Source organism: Streptomyces longispororuber (genome assembly GCF_024448165.1).
Lineage (GTDB): Bacteria > Actinomycetota > Actinomycetes > Streptomycetales > Streptomycetaceae > Streptomyces > Streptomyces longispororuber_A.
Genome location: NZ_JAMOLN010000208.1, coordinates 1 through 17619 on the forward strand (window position 1 = coordinate 1; position 17619 = coordinate 17619).

Genomic DNA, 17619 nt, shown 5'->3' on the forward strand with positions numbered 1-17619 from the left:
ACCCCGCGCACGAGCCGCATCCGCAGCGCCGGGTAGTTCCGGGGGCGGCGGAAGACGCCGACGGTGTCGCCCCAGTAGGAGTGGGCGGCGTCGATCGCCGGGTAGTCGTGGCGGATTCCCTTGAACGGCGGGAAGTCCGTGTGCGTCTCGACGAGTTCGAGCCCGGTGTACGCGGCGAGCGCGCGCATCCCGTCCGGGTAGTAGCGCCAGCAGTCCTGCGCGTCGTGGACGTGGCCGCGCGAGGGCGCGGTGATCAGGGCGGTGCCGCCCGGCCTGAGCACGCGTGCGATCTCCAGCATCGTCGCCCAGAAGAACGGGATGTGCTCGAACGCCTGCCCCGAGATGACGAAGTCGGCGCTCCTGGACCTCACCGGGATCCGGTACGGCTTGGTCATCACGCGGTCCACGTTGCGCCCGTCGAGCACGTCGACGCCCACGTACTCGATGTCATGCCCGGTGAGCAGGGCGCGGTGGGTGCGGACCTGCTTGTCGGAGATGCGCGATCCCAGGTCGACGACGCGGTGCCGGCCCTGCGCGGGCAGGTACTGGTCGACGCAGAGCTTCATGTGGGCATAGGCGGATGCGTGCATGAGGCCGGTTCCTCTCGGCTCGGGTGCGTCGGCGCAGCATGCCGAGGCAATGCCTGACCAACTGCCGTACGGGGAAGGGCGTCACGCCCGGCGTCAACACCCCGGCGCAGGCCCGCCCACCCGTGCGTACAGCACCAGCAGTCCGCTCCTGCGCCGGGCCTCGCCGAGCGGCACGAAGTCCCGGCGCAGGACGGCGAGTTTGGCCCGTTCGCCGGTGGAGCGGGTGTGCCAGCCGGGGCGGCTCGCCTCCGCGTCGTAGAGCACGCTGACACGGGGCAGGCAGGCCATGCGGGCGGCCAGTTCGCGGGGGCCGACGTCGAGGCCGTAGAGGGTGCCGGAGGCGGCGCCCGACGTGCGCAGCGACACGTCCCGGACGCCGGCGACCGACGCCGGGTACGCCTCCACGTACCGGCGTCCCGTCTTGGGGAGGTACAACAGCGGGTCGCCGGGCCGCAGGTGCGCCGCGAGCAGCCGGGCCACGGCGCCGAGGTCGTCGCGCCGGGCGTCGGCCGAGCGCTGGTGCTCCTGGAGCGGCAGCTGGGCGAGGAAGGCGGCGGCGACCAGGCCGGCGCCCGCGAGCGCCGGGGTCGCGGCGCCCGGCACCAGGCGCGGCACCCGGGACAGCAGCGTCCCGGCGCCCGCCGCCACCAGCAGCGGCACCCCGGCGAACGCGAAGAGCGCGTACCGGGCCGCGTACAGCGGATGCCACTGGGAGACCGCGAGGAGGACGAGCGGCGGGACCAGGGCGAGCGGCAGGGCCGTCGCGACCAGGCCGCACGCGCCGGGCGCCCGCCGGGCCGGTGGCCGCAGCAGCGCCACCGCGATCAGGGCGAGGGTCGCCGCGTACAGGAGCCCGTCGTGTCCGGTGGCCGCTCGCAACAGCGTCTCGGCGTCCGCCCAGCCGGGCCGCCGGATCCACGCGACCTGCCCGCTCTGGCCGCGCGCCACGACGGCCAGCGGCAGCAGGAGCAGCGCGGCGCAGCCGGCCGCCGTCCCCCAGCCCCGCCACACCCGCGCCGGGGCCCGGGTCACCGCGAGCGTGACGGCGTGCGCGGCGAGCAGCAGGACCGCGAACTCGTGCAGCCAGGCGGTGACCGTGACGGCCGCCGCGTACCCGGCCCAGGCGCGGGCCGTGGGCCGGTCCACGCAGCGCACGAGCAGCAGCGTCGCGCCCGCCGCACCGGCCGCGACCAGGGCGTACGAGCGGCCCTCCTGCGCGTAGTACTGGGTGAACGGCGAGACGGCGTACAGCAGTCCCGCCCACAGGCCGACCCGCGGCCGCACCAGGCGGGTGCCGAGCGCGGCGACCAGGCAGGCCGTGGCGGCGGCTCCGGCGACGGACGGCAGCCGGAGCGTGAACTCGCCCGGGTGCAGCGGCAGCACGAAGTGCATCAGCAGGTAGTAGAGGCCGTGCACGGCGTCGACCGTGCCGAGCACGTGCCACAGCTGCGGCAGGGAGCGGGAGGCGACCATCACGGTGGCGGCCTCGTCGCGCCACATCGTCCCGCGGTCCAGGTGCCACAGGGCCAGGACCAGGGCGACGGCTCCGGGGACGCCGACGGCGAGGGCCCGTGCGCGCACGGGCCCGAGCTGCGTGTTCAGCGGCATGTGCCGAGCTTGTCCGACCGGCCGACCGGGCCCCGGGCTCCGGCGGTCCGCGCCGCGCGAACGTCACCCGTTCAGAAACAGTGCCTGCACCACGCGGTCCGCCGCGTGCCCGTCGTCGTAGCCACAGAACCGCTCGCGGAACGCCGACCGCAGCCGGGTCGTCGCGGCCGTGTCCCAGGTGCCGTCCCGGAAGTGCGCGAGCAGTTCCTCCTCGGTGACGGCGACGGCGCCCGGGGTGTCGCCCGGCAGCCCCGACAGGAGGTCGAAGTAGGTGCCGCGGGCGAGCCGGTAGGCCTGCCAGTCGGGGGCGTAGGTGACGATCGGCCGGTCCAGGCACGCGTAGTCGAACATCAGGGACGAGTAGTCGGTGACCAGCGCGTCCGCGGCGAGGCAGAGGTCCTCGACGCGGTCGTGGCCGGTGACGTCGAGGAGGCGCGGATGGGCGTCGGCGAGCCCGGCCCGCGTCCCGTAGAAGTAGTGCGCGCGGACCAGCACGACGTGGTCGTCGCCGAGGGCGTCGGCGAACCGGGCGAGGTCGAGGCGGGGCAGGAAGCCCTTCTGGTAGTCGCGGTGGGTGGGCGCGTAGAGGACGGCGCGCTGCCCGTCGGCGATGCCCAGCTCCCGGCGGATGCGGCGGATCTCGTCGTCGCCGGTGGTGAAGTAGACGTCGTTGCGCGGATAGCCGGCCTCCAGGGGCGTGTACGCGGCCGACGGGTACACCCGCTCCCACACCTGGGTGGAGTGCGGGTTGCTGGAGAGGCTGTAGTCCCACTGGTCGGTGTGGGCGAGGACCTTGGCGAAGCTGATGCCGTGGGTGCCGGCCGGGTAGCGGCGCTGGTCGAGGCCCATCTTCTTGAGCGGGGTGCCGTGGTGGGTCTGGAGGTAGACCTGGCCGGGGCGCTTGGTGAAGCCGCCGGGGAACGACGAGTTGTTGATCAGGTACGTGGCCGTGGCCATGGTCTGCCAGTAGCGGCGCGAGCCCTCGATGACGTACGGGACGCCGTCGGGGACCCGGTCCCGGTGGCGGCTGGAGACGACGAAGACGCCGTTGACGTGCGGGGCGATCTCGCGGGCCCTGGCGTGGATGGCGGCCGGGTTGCAGCTGACGCCGCGGTTCCAGTACGCGCCGTAGACGGCGAGGTCCGGGTCGAGGCGGGCGGTGCGCAGATCGGTGCGGTAGGCGGCCTTCATGACGCGCGAGCGGATCTTCTTCTTGCGCCGGGCGAGCGCCGAACGCACCGACTTCTTCCGGGACCTGGCCTTCTCGGCCTTCTCGTACGCGGACCAGGAGCCGGCGGCGAGGGCCTGCTCGCGGGGGCCTTCCGGGGTGTGCCCGACCGGGCGGTGGGCGCGGTGCAGTTCGGCGGCGAGGCGGAAGAGTTCGGGGCGGTCGGCGGGGGCGGTGCGCGAGCCGTCGTCGAGGACGGCGAGGATCCGGCCGACCGCGACGGGGAAGAGCCGGGCCGCGGCGGGCGTCGCGGCGAGGAGCTCCCCGTACCGCTCCACCACGGCGAGGTGCTGCGGACCGGGGGTGCCGCCGATGCTGCCCGCGCGGCGCTTGCGCCAGCGGACGCAGGGGCGGGGCAGGGTGGCGAGGGCCGTCGCCTCCAGGACGGTGCGGTGGGCGGGGACGACGTCCTCGTACGGGCCCTCGGGGGCGAAGACGAGGGCGCGCTCCGTCCAGAAGTCGCGGCGCACGGCGCGGTTCCAGGCGGCCGGGGTGAGGGCGAGCGGATCGCCCGCCTCGAAGTCGTCGCCGCCCCACACCTTGTCCCACCAGTCGGTGCGGTCGTGCCCGTAGACGAGCACCTCGGGGTCGCCGCCCTCGGTGAGCGCGGCGTCGATCGCGGCGAGGGCGCCGGGCAGCAGGGTGTCGTCGGCGTCGAGGAAGAGCAGGTAGTCGCCGGTGGCGTGCCGGGCGCCGGTGTTGCGGGCGGCGCCGACGCCGGCGCGCTCCGGGAGCCGGACGGCTTGCACCCGCGGGTCGCGCTCCGCATACTCCTCGGCGATCGCCCCCGAGGCGTCCGGCGAGGCGTCGTCGACGACGGTGAGCTGCCAGTCGGTGTGACTCTGCGTCAGGACGGAGTCCAGGCACTCACGGAGGTAGCCCTGGACGCGATAGGCGGGGACAACTACGGAGAATCGGGACATAGCGCCTGACGGTACTACGGCACTTCGTCCACGCGGGGGTTTGGGCGGGACGCCCCGTCAGAGGTGCCACCCGGGGGCCGCCAGGGGCGCGGTCACCCACACGGATTACTGACGGCAAGAATGTTGACGCAAGCGGGCACAACGGATGAATGCCGCAAACGCCACGCCACCCCCGCCTCAGCGTCGTCGTGCCCGTCCACAACGTCGAGGACTACCTGGCCGAATGCCTGGAGTCGATCGCCGCCCAGACCCTCACCGACCTCGACGTGGTCCTCGTGGACGACGGGTCCACGGACGACAGCCCCCGGATCGCCCGCGCCTTCACCGAGCGGGACCCCAGGTTCCGCTACGTCCGGCAGGACAACGCCGGGCTGAGCGCCGCCCGCAACACCGGTGTGCGGCACGCGGACCCCGAGGCCGAGTTCCTCACCTTCGTCGACAGCGACGACGTCGTGCCGCACGACGCGTACGAGCGGATGACCGCCAGCCTCACCAGGACCGGCTCGGACTTCGCGACCGGCAACGTGTGGCGGCTGAACGAGCGCGGCCGGAGCCAGGCCTGGCAGTACAAGTGGCTGACACGGCGCCGCGAGCGCACCCACATCACCCGCGACCGGCAGCTCCTCTCCGACCGCGTCGCCTGGAACAAGGTCTTCCGGCGGGCGTTCTGGGACCGGCACGCGTTCACCTTCCCCGAGGGCAGGCTCTACGAGGACACGCCCGTCATGATCCCGGCGCACTTCCTCGCGGAGAGCGTCGACGTGCTCGACGACCACGTCTACTACTGGCGGGTGCGGGAGGGCTCGATCACCCGGCGCCGCACCGACGTCAAGGGCGTACGGGACCGGATCGCGGCCTGCGACCACGTCAGCCGGTTCCTCGCCGAGCGCTTCCCCGACCGGCCCGAGCTGAAGAAGACGTACGACGCGTCCTGCCTGCGCGACGACTTCGTCTACTTCCTCGACGGGCTGCCGATGGGCGGGCCCGAGTACCGCGGCGCGTTCCTCGACGACACGGCCGCGTTCCTGCGCCGCGCCGACCCGGCGGTCGCCGACGGCCTCCCCCTCGACCTGCGCGTCAAGTGGCACCTCGTACGGGAGCGCCGCCTCGACGACCTCGTGCGCCTGCTGTCCTTCGAGCGCCGCAACGGCACCGCCTTCCAGGTCCGCGGAGCGCTCCGGCACACCGCCGCCTACCCGGGCCTGACCCGTCTCCCGGAGCGGCTCGTGAAGGTCGGCAAGCGCGAGCTGCCGGTGGTGGCCCGGGTCCGCGAGACGGTGTGGGGCGCCGACGGCAAGCTGCGGATCAGCGGCTACGCCTACGTGAAGAACCTCGCGGCCGCCCGGCCCGGCCACTCCGTCAGGACGGGCCTGCTGAAGGCGGCGAACAGCCGCACCCAGATCCGCCGCGTCCCCACCCGCACCGCCCCCGACCCGCGGGCCACCGTCGACTCCCGCCAGGAGCTGCACAGTTACGACCACTCCGGCTTCACGATGACGATCGACCCGGAGAAGCTGAAGGTGAAGGGCCGGCTGCGCCCCGGCACCTGGGACCTCGGCGTCGTCATCGCCGGACACGGCCGGCTGCGCCGCGCCGCCCTGCGCGCGGCCGACGGCTCCGCGCAGCAGAACCTGGTGCGCGACCTCGGCGACGGCACCCGGCTCGTCGTCGCCTTCACCAAGGGCCGGCTCGTCCTGAAGGTGGTGGCGTACGCGGCCCTCGCCGACGAGCACCGCCTGGAGAACGACGAAGTGGTGCTCACCGGGCGGCTCCTGAACGGCATCGAGCCGCGCACCCTCCGCCTGACCCACAAGCACTCGGGCACCGAGTTCGCCTACCCGGTGACGTGCGCGGGCGGCCGCTTCCTGGTGCGCTTCCCGCTCGCCGACCCGGCCGGGGTGCCGCAGCCGCCGCACCGCGCGCCGAAGGAGGTCGAGCCGGCCCACGGCGACCGCTGGCAGGTCAACTTCGTGCTGCCGGACGGGGGGACCCGCTCGGTGGCCGCGGCGCTCGACCTGCCGCCGGCCCGGTACCCGGCCGGCGGGCGCGAGCTGTGCGCGACCGCCAACGACCAGGGCCAGCTCGTCGTCGAGCTGACCCGGCAGCCGATCGCGGAACTGGCCGCCTGGGCGGGCGACGGCTCCTGCGTGGTCGAGGGCACGCTGTCCGAACTCTCCTGGCGGGAGCCGGAGTTCGTGCTGCGGCACAGCTCGACGACCGAGGAGGTGACGGTGCCGCTCGCACGCGGCGGCGACCGGTTCCGCGCGGTCGTCGCCCCCACCCGGCTGTGGGAGGGCCGCTGGTACGCGTTCGTCCGGGAGGCGGACGACCGGTACGGCGACGGCGTCCCGGTCCGCGTCCTGACCTCGGCCGGCGCGGAGCTGCCCCGCCACCACCCGGACAGCGACCGGGAGTTCACGCTCGACCGGCGCTTCGGCGACCGGCTGCTCATCGAGGCGGGCCCGGCGCTCTCCCCCGCCGACCGGGGCGCCTACCGCCGCCACCGCCTGCGGACCGTGCACTATCCCGCCCAGCGCCGGCTCCCCCTCAAGGACGTGGTCCTGTACGTCGACGGGGACTCGCCGCGCGCCGTCCACGCGGAGCTGGTGCGGCGCGGCACCGACGTCGAGCACCTGTGGGTGACCCGCGACGGCCGCACGCAGGTCCCCGCCTCCGCCACCGGCGTCGAGGAGTTCTCGGCGGCCTGGTACGCGGCCCTGGCCCGCTGCCGCCGCATCGTCACCGCCCACCAGTTGCCGGACTTCTTCGAGCGCCGGGCGGGCCAGACCGTCGTCCAGACCTGGGACGGCACCCCGCTCAAGCGCATCGGCACCGACCTCACCGACACCCTGTACGCCGACCACGACGACCTGGCGCTGCTGCCGAAGCTGTCCCGGCAGTGGGACGTCCTGGTCGCCCCGTCCCGCTGGTCGACCCCGCACCTGTCCCGCGCCCTCGCCTACGACGGCGAGGTCCTCGCGGCCGGCTCACCGCGCAACGACCTCCTCTTCGCCGCCGCCGACGACCGCCGCAAGGAGACCGAACGGCTCCGCCGCGACCTCGACATCGCCCCCGGCAAGCGGATCGTCCTCTACGCGCCGACCTACCGCGACCACCTCGCGCACTCCCCCGGCCGCTTCCGCCACGAGCCCGCCCTCGACCTCGCGGCGGCCGAACGCGAACTCGCCGCCGACCACGTCCTGCTGGTCCGCAAGCACCCCCGCACCACGGGCCGGCTCACCGGCGCCCGCGCGCCCTTCGTCCGGGACGTCACCGACCACCCCGGCGCGGCCGAACTCCTGCTGCTGGCCGACGTACTGGTGACGGACTACTCGTCCCTGATGTTCGACTTCGCGCACACCGGCCGGCCGATGCTCTTCCACACGTACGACCTGGAGCACTACCGGGACACGGTGCGCGGCTTCTACCTCGACTTCGAGGGCCAGGCCCCGGGCCCGCTCCTCACCGACACCGCCGAGGTCGTCGGCGCGCTGCGCGACCTCGACGCGATCACGGCCCGGCACGCCGACGCCTACGACGCATTCCGCGCCGCCTACTGCGACCTGGACGACGGGCGGGCGGCGGCGCGGGTGGCGGAACGGCTGATGCGATGACCGTCTCCACACTCGGCAGGCGGGCCGTCCGCGGCGCGACCGCGCTGCGCGGCGGCCGGTTCTGGCGCCCCACGCCGTTCTTCGTGTTCGGCGGCCTGTTCTGGCTGGTGATGACGCTCGCGTACTGGCGGGTGCCGATGTGCTGCGATTTCGGCCAGCACGCGGCGGTCGTCGAACGCCTCAGGGCGAACCTGCTCCACCCGCGCCACCCCATGGCCGACCTCCCGGGAGCGGGCAGCCCCTACTACTCCCCGTACGCGGTCGCCCAGGGCGTCTTCGCCCGCCTCACGGGCCTGGCGGGCTGGGAGGTCGTCAAACTGGCGGGCCCCCTCAACCTCCTGGTCCTGCTCACCGGCCTGAACCGCTTCGTCCGCGTCCTGACGTCCCGCCAGTGGGCGCCGGTCCTGGCCCTGTTCGCGATGACCCTGCTCTGGGGCACCCGCACGGCCTGGTGGAGCGGCTACCTGGGCCTGCTCTCCATGACGGGCAACCTCGGCTACCCGTCGACGTTCGCGATCGGCCTGACGTTCTGGACCTGGGCGTGGGCGGCACGACTGGGCGGCAGGGGTTCGTACGGGCGATACGCGGGCCTCGGGGCCCTGGTGGGCGCGATCCTCCTGATCCACCCGATCACGTCGGTGGCGGCAGTCATCGGCGTGGCGGCAATCGCCGTCGCCAGGAACGGCGCCGCCAGGGGCGCGGGGAACTGCACGACCAGCCACGACGAACCCGCACTCCAACAGCTCACCCGCTGGGCAACGGCGGGAATCACCACGGCGGCCGTCACCCTGATCTGGCCGTACTACGACGTCCTCGCCCTGGTCGGAGACACCAGCGTCGATCACATCCACCACCAGCTCTACACCGAGCTGCCGCAACGCTTCTGGCTCGCGTTCCTCGGCCTCCCGGTCCTCTGGCGCCGCTTCCGCCGCAACCCCCGCGACCCCCTGGCCCTCATCTTCGCGGCGGACGTCCTGGTCATCGCCTACGGCTGGGCCACCGGCCACTACACGTACGGCCGGATCATGGGCCTCGCCCTCGTCCCGCTGCAGTTCTCCCTCGCGATCGCGCTCGCGGCCCCGCGCCCGTGGACGTGGCCGCGCCGCGCCCTGGGGGCGGCCGCCGCGGCGGGCGCGGTGGTCGGGTTCGTCGCGGTGCAGGGCGGCGCGGTGGTGCCGCGGGTCCTGGACCAGCCCCCGATGTGGCCAACGTACGCCTGGGCGGCGCAGCACGTCCCGTCCGGCGACGTGGTCCTGACGAACGGCTACCGGCCGACCCGCTCGCTGCCGGGCTACGGCCCGAACCTGGTCGCCCCGGCCTGGCCGGACCCCTCGCTCGACGAGCGGGAACGGAACCGGCGCCTGACCGCGGTCCGCGCGTACCTCTCCCCCGGTTCGACCCGCTCGGAGCGCGCGGCGATCGCGCACCGCTACGGCGTGCACTGGCTGCTGCTCGACAAGGAGCAGAAGCTGCCGCCCGAGGCGGTCGTGGTGGCCTGGAGCCCCCGGACCGGCGAGGTGCTCGCCCGGGTCAACGGGGGCTCGCCGCGCACCCGTTGAGGACTACTCGATGACGAGCTCGACGTCGATGTTGCCGCGGGTCGCGTTCGAGTACGGGCACACCTGGTGGGCCTGCTCGACCAGCTTGCGGCCCGTCTCGGCGTCGACCGAGTCGGGCAGCTCGACGCGGAGCACGACGGCGAGGCCGAAGCCCTCGCCCTGCTTGCCGATGGAGACCTCGGCGGTGACGGCGGCGTCGGCGACGTCCACCTTCGCGGCGCGCCCGACGAGACCGAGGGCGCTGCCGAAACAGGCGGCGTAACCGGCGGCGAAGAGCTGCTCCGGGTTCGAGCCCTGGCCGTTGCCGCCCATCTCCGTGGGGATGCCGAGCTGGAGGTCGACGACACCGTCGGAGGAGACGGCGCGGCCGTCGCGGCCGTGGGTGGCGGTGGCGACGGCGGTGTAGATGGCGTCCATGAGGGACCTGCCTCTCGGGTTCGACGATGCACGGTTCACGGTTCGGTGCGTCCGTGAGTACAGCCATAAGTAGAGCACGCAATTCAATTGTGCACAACTCAATCACGTCGAGGGTTACCCTGAGGACATGGCCAGCAACGACGACTACCTGCGGCTCGACCGGCAGATCTGCTTCTCCCTGAACGCGGCGACCCGCGCCTTCGGCGGCGTCTACCGCACGCTCCTCAAGGACCTGGGCCTCACCTACCCCCAGTACCTGGTCATGCTCGCGCTCTGGGAGGCCCCCGCGGCCGAGGGGCTGCCGGTGAAGGGGCTCGGCGAGCGGCTGCGCCTCGACTCCGGCACGCTCTCCCCGCTCCTCAAGCGCCTGGAGGCGAACGGCCTGGTGCGCCGCGAGCGCAGCGCGCGCGACGAGCGGTCGGTGACCGTCACGCTCACCGCGGCCGGCGCCGCCCTCAAGGAGCGCGCCGTGACCGTCCCGCAGAAGATCGCGCAGGCGACCGGCTTCGAACTGGCCGAGATCGAGGACCTGCGCGAGCGCCTGAACCGACTGACGGAGGCACTGGACGGAGCGGCGCTCTGACCGACCGCGTTTCGGGACATACGCTCCCGAACCGTGACACTCGACACCAGGTCGCGTCCGACCACCCGCGCCCCGATCCACGCCACCTGGGTCCGCCCCGGCCGTCTCGCCCGGGCCGCCCTCCCGGTCACCTGGCTGCTCACCCGCGCCGCCGCGCTCCTGCTGCTCGCCCGCGACGGGTCCGCCCCGCTCGGGGTCGGCGGCGTCGCCCGCGAGGTGCACGGCCTGTACGCCCACTGGTACGGGATCCTCGCCCACGGCACCTTCCCGGCGGACGACCCGCTGTGGCAGTACCCGCCGGGCGCGGGCCCGGTGCTGCTCGCGCCGGGGCTGCTCCCCTGGCTCAGCTACTTCCAGGCGTTCGTCGCCCTCACCCTCGCCACCGACGCGCTCGTCACGTACGCGCTCGCGCGCGGCGGCCGTGATCCGCGCGGCGCCTGGCTCTGGGTGGCCGGACTGCCGCTCCTGCTGCACATCCCGCTCGCCCGCTACGACGTCCAGGTCACCGCGTTCGCCGTCCTCGCCCTGCTCGCGACGGACCGGGCGCCGCGCGCGGCCGGGTTCCTCGCGGCGTGCGGCGCGCTGGTGAAGGTGTGGCCGGCGCTGACCCTGCTCGGCGCTCCGCGGGGGCGGACGACCCGGCAGGCCTGGGGCTCGGCGCTCGTCTCCGCCGCCGCGCTGCTGCTCGTCCTCGCGCTCGCCTTCCGCTCGCCGTTCTCGTTCCTGCGCGAGCAGGGCGGGCGCGGGGTGCAGATCGAGTCGCTCGGCGGGACCGCGCTGATGCTCGCGCGCCGCTTCGGCTGGCCGGGGCAGGTCCGCTACCAGTACGGGGCGATGGAGTTCACCGGTCCGTACGTGCACGTCGTCGCGACGGTGTCGCTCGCGCTGACGGCGGCGGCCTTCGGACTGCTGCTGTGGTGGCGGGTGCGGTGCCGCGCCTACTCGGCGGCGACGCCGTTCGACGCCGCGCTCTGCGCCGTCCTGATGTTCACGGTCACCAGCCGCGTGATCAGCCCGCAGTACCTGATCTGGCTGCTCGGCCTGGCCGCCGTCTGCCTCACCTCCACGTACACCACCCAGCGCACGGTCGCGCTCCTCGTGGTGGCGGCGGCGGGCGTCAGCGCGCTCGCGTACCCGGTGCTCTACGAGGACGTGATGGCGGGGACGTGGACCGGCTGCGCGGTGATGGTCGTGCGCAACGCCCTTCTCCTCGGAGGGGTGTTCGTGTCGTTCCGTTCCCTTTGGAGAGGCACGAAAGAGTAAAACTTCCGGCTTACCGGACAATTACCTGAAACCCCTAAGATTCACCCGTGGAACCCATCGAGCCCGGCCGATCGGCCCCCGCCCCCGCAGCATCGGGAGACCCGTGCGTCACGGTCGTCGTGATCGGTTACGACGATGCCGCCCACGTCGCCGACGCGGTGCGCTCCGCCCTCGCCCAGGGTCCCGCCGTGCGCGAGGTGATCGCGGTCGACGACTGCTCCACGGACGGCAGCGGCGCGCTCCTGGACGGGCTCGCCGCGCGCGAGTCGCGCCTGACGGTGGTGCACCGCGCGGCCAACAGCGGCGGCTGCGGCACCCCGCGCAACGACGGCATCGACCGGGCCGCGGCCCCGTACGTGATGTTCCTCGACAGCGACGACGTGCTGCCGCCCGGCGCGGTCGACGCGCTGCTCGGCGCGGCCGTCGCGCACGACGCGCAGGTCGCCGCCGGGCTGTGCGTGCGGCGCGAACTCCCGTCCGGACACGAGGTTCCCTGGCAGCCCGAGCTGTACGCGAAGGCGTCCGTGGTCGCCCACCCCACCCGCCGCCCGCGGCTGGTCCACGACACGCTGTGCGTCAACAAGCTGTACCGGACCGGCTTCCTGCGCGAGCACGGCATCCGCTTCCCCGACGGCCGGTTCGTCTACGAGGACTTCGTGTTCACCGCGCGGGTCCTCGCCGCCTCCCCGCGCATGGCCCTCGTCCCCGACACCGTCTACGTGTGGCACGTGCGCCGCGCCGCCGAGAAGCTCTCGATCTCCCTCGACCGGGCCGGCATCGACAACTGGCAGGCCCGCCTCGACGCCCACCGCCAGGCCGTCGAGATCCTCCTCGCCGCGTCGCGCAAGCGGCTCGCCCGGGCCGCCCGGGCACACTTCCTCGACCACTCCCTGCGGATGTACGCACGCGAACTCGACCTGCGCGGCGCCGAGTACCGCACCGACTGGTGGAAGCGCACGCGCGCCTACCTGGAGACCTTCGACACCGCCGACTTCGAGGCCGCGCCCGCGCCGGGCCGGGTCGTCGGCCGGGTGATCCTCGCCGCCGCCGAACCGCGCGACCTGCCGCGCCTCAAGGAGGTCGCCGCGCGCCCGGCCCGGCTGCGCCCGCCGTACGCGTACGCGCCCGACGGCACGCCCGCCTGGTCGGCCGACCTCCCCCAGGTCACCCTCGACCACCTCCTCCACCGCCCGATGGACCTGCTGCCGGTCGCCGTCGACGGCGAGCTGCGGCCACGCGCCCGCGGCACCCGGCTCAGGCTCCTGCTGCACGAGCTGTACGGCCGCGTCGCCGACGCCGGGCCGCGCACGGTGGACGTGGACCTCGTCGACCGGCAGCACGGCACCACCGTCCAGCGCCGCACCGCCGCCTTCACCGCCCTGCCGGACGACCTGTGGACGGCGACGGTCGCCCTCGACCTCTCCGCCCTCGGCCGCCCCGGCACCTGGGACGTCCGGCTGCGGCTGCACTTCGCCGACGGCTCCCACCGCGACGCCACCGCCCACGCGGTGCGCCGCCCCGGCCTGCTGCGCCGCGTCGCCGTACCGAGCCGCCGCCACGGGGTGCTCCTCGCGCAGCCGTACGCCACCCACTCCGGGGCCCTCGCGCTGCGCACGGCGCCGGGGGTGCGCGGCGTGGCGACCGTGGTGCGGCGCAGGGCCGCCCGCCTGCTTCACTGAACGTTCCGACGGACGAGGAGACCTCACCGACATGACCTGGCTGATCACCGGCGGGGCCGGTTACATCGGCGCGCACGTGGTGCACGCCCTGCGCGCGGCGGGCGAGCGGGCCGTCGTCTACGACGACCTGTCCACCGGCGTGCGCGACCGGGTGCCCTCCGGCGTGGAGCTGGTGGTGGGCTCCACGCTCGACCGCGCGCTCCTGGACCGCGCCCTGGCCGCCCACCCGGTCACCGGCGTCATCCACCTCGCGGCGAAGAAGCAGGTCGGCGAGTCGGTCGAGCAGCCGCTGCGCTACTACCGCGAGAACGTGGAGGGCCTGCGGGTCCTGCTGGAGGCGGTGACCGCGGCGGGCGTGCGCTCGTTCGTGTTCTCCTCGTCGGCGGCGGTGTACGGCATGCCGGACGAGGCGGCACTGGACGGGGGCCTCGTCACCGAGGACACCCCCTGTCTGCCCATGTCCCCGTACGGCGAGACGAAGCTCGCGGGCGAGTGGCTGGTCCGGGCGACCGGCCGCGCGACGGGCCTGGCGACCGCGTCCCTGCGCTACTTCAACGTGGCGGGCGCGGCCACGCCCGAGCTCGCCGACACGGGTGTCTTCAACATCGTCCCGATGGTCTTCGAGAAGCTGACGGCGGGCGAGGCCCCCCGCATCTTCGGCGCCGACTACCCGACGCCGGACGGCACCTGCGTACGCGACTACATCCACGTCGCCGACCTGGCCGAGGCCCATGTGGCCGCGGCACGACGCCTGGCCGGGGCAGCGCCCGGGACGGACCTGACGCTCAACATCGGCCGGGGGGTGGGGGTCTCGGTCCGCGAACTGATCGACGTGATCAACGAGGAGACCGCCCACGACCTCGCCCCCGAGGTGACCGCCCGCCGCCCCGGCGACCCGGCCCGAGTGGTGGCATCGGCGGACCGGATCGCCACGGAACTGGGCTGGACGGCGAAGCGGGACGTGAGGGAGATGGTGGCGTCGGCATGGGCGGGCTGGCAGCACACGGCCGCACCCGATCAGCCACCTGCGCCCACATCAAGCCCCTCGGACGACTGACGAGCAGGGCCACATCAAGCCCCTCCGGCGATTGAGGAGCGGGGCCCGGGGCAGAGCCCCGAGACCTCAACCCCGGTGCCGCGCACCAGAAACGGCCACCCCACAACGGACCCGCCGAACAAGCTGCCCCACCTCCCCCGACAACCCCACCCCCACGGCCAACGCCAACGTCACGGCCGCAACGTAGACCATCCCCCCGACCCCCACCGTGGTCCGGCCGGAGGCCAACGCGCTCAGGGCCGCATACAACGCCCCACCCGGCAGCAGCGGAGCGATCCCCGGCACCACCAGCGGCAGCGCCGACTCCCGGCGGCGCCGGGCGACCCAGTGCCCGGCGCCCCCGACGACCGCCGCCACCAGCGCCGTACCGACCAGCGACGAGAACCCCAGCGCGCGGAACTCCACGGACACCACGAACCCGGTGAGCCCGAGCAGCGCGGCCGGCACCCAGTCCCGCCGCGGCGTCCGCGCCCGCGCCGCGACGGCGACCGCGAAGACGACGGCGCCGACGGCCGGAGCGCCGAGGTGGTCGGCGCGCGTCGCAGCCGGCACGATCGGCACGATCGGCACGCCGAGGCCGTACAGATCGCCCATCCCGAGCACCACGACCACCCCGGTGATCACGGCGGCGAACACCAGCAGCGCGTCGAGGAACCGGCCGATCCCGGTCAGGTAGTGCCCGGTCAGCGCGTCCTGCACGGCGCTGACGAAGGTCACGGTGGGCAGCAGCCCGAGCACCCCCGCCACCACGATGGCCTGCACGGCGAACGGCGGGGCGGTGCCGCTGACGGCGAGGGCGAGCGCCGCGGCCGGCATCGAGGCCACGGCGTACCGGTAGAACGCGGGCACCCCGTGCCGCCCGAGCCAGCCGCTCAGCAGCGCCCCGAGGAACCCGGCGACGAACGAGAAGAGCGAGGTCAGCGGGGAGCCGCCGAAGACGACGGCGGCGCCCGCGGCCACGAACCCGGTCTGTACGGGCGCCCGCAGCACCCCCCACCGGCCACCACCCGCGGGCGGTGGCGCGTCGAGGATGCGTGCGGTCGCCGCCCGCGCCTCGTCCAGGGACAGCTGCCGCGCGCTGATGCCGTCCACAAGGCTGTGGATGTCGCCCAGGGTGCGGAAGTCGGTGGCGTGCTTGCGGATGACGCGGCTCGCGTGCAGCGGCGTGAGTTCGCCGGGCGCGTGCGCGGACAGCGACACGGAGGCGAGCGTGACGCTCGGCTCGCAGTAGCTCAGGCCGTACGTCTCCGCGGTGACCAGCATCCCGGCGACGGCCTCCTCGGCCGACGCCCCGTACGACAGGAGCGCTTCGCCGAGCCGGATCGCGAGGTCGGCGACGCGCGCCCCGTAGGCCTCCATGCCGGCCCGGCCGTCGTCGTGCAGCAGCTCGCCGCCGTAGCCGTAGCTCCGGGTCGGTTCGAGCCCGCGCAGCCGCGGCAGGGCCTGGGTCAGCCAGGGGGTGGGCGGGGCGGCTCCCCGGGTCTTCGGTGTGTCGGTCCTCACAGCCATACGGATGGAGCGTAACGGACATATAGCCCATACGGGTGATCGGCCACGACCCGTTCAGGGACCCGCTACGACCTGTTCAAGTACGCCAGGACGGCGAGCACCCGCCGGTGTCCGCTGTCGCTCGGCGGCAGTCCGAGCTTCGCGAACACGTTCCCGATGTGCTTGCTGACGGCCCGCTCGGTGACGACGAGGGTCTCGGCGATCGTCGTGTTGTCCCGGCCCTGCGCCATCAGCTTCAGGACCTGCAGCTCGCGCGGCGTGAGCGAGTCGACGGGGTCGTCGCGGCGCCGGGCGAGCAGTTCGGTGACGACCTCCGGGTCGAGGGCGGTGCCGCCGTCCGCGACCCGCTCCAGCGCGTCCAGGAACTCGTCGACCCGGCCCACCCGGTCCTTCAGCAGATAGCCGACGCCGCTCGCGCCGCCGACGATGAGCTCGGCGGCGTAGGACTCCTCCACGTACTGCGACAGCACCAGGACGGGCAGCCCCGGCAGGGACGCGCGCGCCTCCAGGGCCGCCCGCAGCCCCTCGTCCCGGAAACCGGGCGGCATCCGCACGTCCAGCACGGCGATGTCGGGCCGGTGCGCGAGCAGCGCGGGCAGCACCTCGGGGCCGCTCTCGGCGACGGCCACCACCTCGTGCCCGGCGGAGCCGAGCAGCAGGACGAGTCCCTCGCGCAGCAGCGCGTTGTCCTCGGCGATCACCACACGCACGGCAACTCCACCTCGATCACGGTCGGCCCTCCGGCGGGGCTCGACACCTCCACCCTCCCATCGAGCGCGGCGACCCGGCGCCGCATCCCGATCAGCCCGCTGCCGCCGCGTTCGTCGGCGCCGCCGCGTCCGGCGTCCCGCACCACGACCCCCAACCCGGTGGCGCGGCGGGCGAGTTCGACGTCCGCGCGGTCGGCGCCGCTGTGCTTGGCGGCGTTCGTCAGCGCCTCGGCGACGACGAAGTAGGCGGCGGCCTCCACGGCAGCCGGGGCACGGGAGCCGCCCTCGACGCCGTCGTCGCGGACGTCCACGGCCAGGCCGCTGCTCGCCGCGAGGGCCCGTACGGCGCCGACGAGACCGCGGTCGGTGAGGATCGGCGGATGGATGCCGCGCACCACGTGCCGCAGTTCGGCGAGCGCCTCCTCGGCCTGGTCTTGGGCGTCGTCCATGAGCTTCGCCGCCGCGTCGGGGTCCCGCCCGTAGGCCCGCTTGGCGAGCCCGATCCGCATGGACAGGGAGACGAGCCGCGCCTGCGCCCCGTCGTGCAGGTCCCGCTCGATGCGCCGCAGTTCGGCGCCGTGCGCGGCGACGGCACCGGCCCGGCTCTCGGTCAACTCGGCGACCCGGTCGGCCAGTTCGGCGCCCGGCGGCGGTGCGAGCAGGGCTCCCGACCAGGCCGCGTCGAGGTCGGCCAGCCGCGCCACGAGCGGCAGCAGCACGGGCGGCCGGCGCAGCAGCCCGGCCCACACCCCGTCGACCACCGCCCCGACCGCCCACACGATCAGCGACACGTACAGCAGCAGCCACCCGTAGACGAAGTGCGCGGCGAGCCACCGCAGATCACGCCAGGTCGCCGGGTCGGACACGGCCGCCCGCACC

Annotated in this window: 13 protein-coding genes; 6 read left to right on the forward strand and 7 right to left on the reverse strand. The window is 74.2% G+C overall.

Going from position 1 to position 17619, the window contains the following annotated elements; translation table 11 throughout:
- The 3 genes from M4J07_RS38795 to M4J07_RS38805 form a co-directional block, all read right to left on the reverse strand.
- Window positions 1-590 (reverse strand): methyltransferase domain-containing protein (locus M4J07_RS38795; protein WP_255980224.1); only part of this gene is annotated, 590 nt, incomplete at its 3' end.
- A 93-nt stretch (window positions 591-683) separates the two neighbouring features.
- On the reverse strand, window positions 684-2198 hold the full coding sequence (locus tag M4J07_RS38800; protein WP_255980226.1) for a glycosyltransferase family 39 protein: 1515 nt from the start codon (window positions 2196-2198) through the stop codon (window positions 684-686).
- 63 nt (window positions 2199-2261) lie between these two features.
- Window positions 2262-4349: a bifunctional glycosyltransferase/CDP-glycerol:glycerophosphate glycerophosphotransferase gene (locus M4J07_RS38805; protein WP_255980228.1), complete on the reverse strand. Its 2088-nt coding sequence runs from the start codon at window positions 4347-4349 to the stop codon at window positions 2262-2264.
- Window positions 4350-4498: 149 nt separating this feature from the next.
- On the opposite strand from M4J07_RS38805, the gene M4J07_RS38810 reads away from it, so the two are divergent.
- Window positions 4499-7963, forward strand: a complete 3465-nt coding sequence (locus M4J07_RS38810; protein WP_255980230.1) for a bifunctional glycosyltransferase/CDP-glycerol:glycerophosphate glycerophosphotransferase — start codon at window positions 4499-4501, stop codon at window positions 7961-7963.
- On the forward strand, window positions 7960-9522 hold the full coding sequence (locus M4J07_RS38815) for a hypothetical protein (protein WP_255980231.1): 1563 nt from the start codon (window positions 7960-7962) through the stop codon (window positions 9520-9522). Before M4J07_RS38810 ends, M4J07_RS38815 begins: the two co-directional genes overlap by 4 nt.
- A 3-nt stretch (window positions 9523-9525) precedes the next feature.
- Here M4J07_RS38815 and M4J07_RS38820 read toward each other — a convergent pair whose 3' ends face one another.
- Window positions 9526-9939 (reverse strand): organic hydroperoxide resistance protein, encoded by a 414-nt coding sequence (locus tag M4J07_RS38820; protein ID WP_255980233.1) that lies wholly within the window; start codon window positions 9937-9939, stop codon window positions 9526-9528.
- Between the two features lie 127 nt (window positions 9940-10066).
- On the opposite strand from M4J07_RS38820, the gene M4J07_RS38825 reads away from it, so the two are divergent.
- Genes M4J07_RS38825 through galE form a run of 4 tightly spaced genes read left to right on the forward strand, consistent with a single transcriptional unit; the run spans window position 10067 to window position 14521 of the window.
- A complete protein-coding gene (locus M4J07_RS38825; RefSeq protein WP_255980235.1) occupies window positions 10067-10522 on the forward strand; it encodes a MarR family winged helix-turn-helix transcriptional regulator in 456 nt (151 codons plus the stop codon).
- 33 nt (window positions 10523-10555) lie between these two features.
- Window positions 10556-11785, forward strand: coding sequence for a glycosyltransferase 87 family protein (locus M4J07_RS38830; protein ID WP_374215165.1), 1230 nt, complete (start codon window positions 10556-10558; stop codon window positions 11783-11785).
- A 47-nt stretch (window positions 11786-11832) separates the two neighbouring features.
- Window positions 11833-13464, forward strand: a complete 1632-nt coding sequence (locus M4J07_RS38835) for a glycosyltransferase family 2 protein (protein WP_374215166.1) — start codon at window positions 11833-11835, stop codon at window positions 13462-13464.
- 31 nt (window positions 13465-13495) lie between these two features.
- Window positions 13496-14521: a UDP-glucose 4-epimerase GalE gene (gene galE, locus M4J07_RS38840; protein WP_255980237.1), complete on the forward strand. Its 1026-nt coding sequence runs from the start codon at window positions 13496-13498 to the stop codon at window positions 14519-14521.
- Window positions 14522-14587: 66 nt separating this feature from the next.
- Here the strand turns inward: galE and M4J07_RS38845 are convergent, their stop codons facing one another.
- From M4J07_RS38845 to M4J07_RS38855, 3 genes are all read right to left on the reverse strand, one after another.
- Window positions 14588-16030, reverse strand: a complete 1443-nt coding sequence (locus tag M4J07_RS38845; RefSeq protein WP_255980239.1) for a threonine/serine exporter family protein — start codon at window positions 16028-16030, stop codon at window positions 14588-14590.
- A gap of 65 nt (window positions 16031-16095) precedes the next feature.
- A complete protein-coding gene (locus tag M4J07_RS38850) occupies window positions 16096-16740 on the reverse strand; it encodes a response regulator (RefSeq protein WP_255980241.1) in 645 nt (214 codons plus the stop codon).
- A partial coding sequence (locus tag M4J07_RS38855; RefSeq protein WP_255980243.1) for a sensor histidine kinase occupies window positions 16728-17619 on the reverse strand: 892 nt, incomplete at its 5' end. The genes M4J07_RS38850 and M4J07_RS38855, both read right to left, overlap by 13 nt.

What these genes read in the sequence shown, in the direction of transcription:
- galE (WP_255980237.1), top strand. Translation starts at nt 13,496, where the DNA reads ATGACCTGGCTGATCACCGGCGGGGCCGGTTACATCGGCGCGCACGTG.
- M4J07_RS38810 (WP_255980230.1), top strand. Translation starts at nt 4,499, where the DNA reads ATGCCGCAAACGCCACGCCACCCCCGCCTCAGCGTCGTCGTGCCCGTC.
- M4J07_RS38820 (WP_255980233.1), bottom strand. Translation starts at nt 9,939, where the DNA reads ATGGACGCCATCTACACCGCCGTCGCCACCGCCACCCACGGCCGCGAC.
- M4J07_RS38825 (WP_255980235.1), top strand. Translation starts at nt 10,067, where the DNA reads ATGGCCAGCAACGACGACTACCTGCGGCTCGACCGGCAGATCTGCTTC.
- M4J07_RS38805 (WP_255980228.1), bottom strand. Translation starts at nt 4,349, where the DNA reads ATGTCCCGATTCTCCGTAGTTGTCCCCGCCTATCGCGTCCAGGGCTAC.
- M4J07_RS38815 (WP_255980231.1), top strand. Translation starts at nt 7,960, where the DNA reads ATGACCGTCTCCACACTCGGCAGGCGGGCCGTCCGCGGCGCGACCGCG.
- M4J07_RS38845 (WP_255980239.1), bottom strand. Translation starts at nt 16,030, where the DNA reads ATGGCTGTGAGGACCGACACACCGAAGACCCGGGGAGCCGCCCCGCCC.
- M4J07_RS38800 (WP_255980226.1), bottom strand. Translation starts at nt 2,198, where the DNA reads ATGCCGCTGAACACGCAGCTCGGGCCCGTGCGCGCACGGGCCCTCGCC.